This is a genomic window from Mesorhizobium sp. M0500 (assembly GCF_040321165.1).
In the GTDB taxonomy this organism is placed as follows: Bacteria; Pseudomonadota; Alphaproteobacteria; order Rhizobiales; family Rhizobiaceae; genus Mesorhizobium.
The window spans coordinates 1-1,078 of sequence record NZ_JAMYRB010000084.1; the positions used below are offsets into that span (position 1 = coordinate 1).

Here is a 1,078-nt window from a genome sequence, read left to right on the forward strand (position 1 = left end):
GCCCGAACGTGGATGAAAGGCGTAACGGACAATCTTCTTTGCCTCGCCATCCTGATAACGGGCATTATGAGCCCAGTCCGACCGGAACGGGAAAGACGCACCTGGCCATCGCCATTGCGGCCGCCGTCATACGCGCCAAGGCCAGGGGCCGCTTCTTCAACCTCGTCGATCTCGTCAATCAACTCGAGCAGGAGAAGGCTTCCGGTCGCAGCGGTCGTCTCGCCGAAACCCTCCTGCGCCACGATCTGATCGTCATCGACGAACTGGGCTATCTGCCCTTCAACCAGTCCGGCGCGCAACTCCTGTTCCACCAGCAAGCTTTACGAGAACACCTCGATCATCATCACCACGAACCTCGCCTTCGCCGATTGGCCGCAGGTCTTCGGCGACGCCAAGATGACCACCGCCATGCTCGACCGGCTCACTCATCACTGCGACATCATCGAGACCGGCAACGAATCCTGGCGCTTCAAAAATCGCGCCTGAGCCCGATCACATAGGTGCTCCCTGGACACCGAGACACGCCCGGCTGCGCAACCCTGACCAGCTCCGCCAGGCGCTCTCGGCACGGCAGCGCCAACTCATCAGGGGGCTAAACTTCGAAGCGAAATGGGGGCTGAGGTTCAAAGCGATTTGACAGCCAGGTCTGCCAAGGGCGCGTGGTCGCCATCCATTGAATAGAGGCTCTCCACCACGATCCAGGGGCGACCCGTGCCCCCCGAATGCCCTAGGCCAAGATGGCGGCTTCGAAGCCGCCGACGTCGTTGTGGGGTGCCTCCACCACCGCCGCCCGGCCGGCCCGCGGCGGCTGTTCCCCTCGACGAAAACGAAGTGCCGACGGCGGCATAGACTTCCACGGCAAACATCCCGGCCGACCCCCAAAGGGGCCAGCCTAAGCCACCGGACGGTTCTTACTCCGCCCGCATCGCCAACATGACGGCGCTCCAATGGCCTAGTTTGTTTGTCACCGCCCTACACAGGGCTTCACCGCGACTAGTCTAGTGCGCGTCCATAAACGGCTGTTTTCCCGGAGTTTTCAGTGGTCTTTGGCCTGCTGAAGCGATGTTTTGGGGACGCG

Annotated in this window: 1 pseudogene; it reads left to right on the plus strand. The window is 62.1% G+C overall.

Annotation, left to right across the window (positions count from 1 at the left end):
* Positions 1 to 80: 80 nt before the first annotated feature.
* Positions 81 to 486, plus strand: a pseudogene (locus tag NKI70_RS33850) (ATP-binding protein); the annotation flags it as partial.
* Positions 487 to 1,078 lie beyond the last annotated feature (592 nt).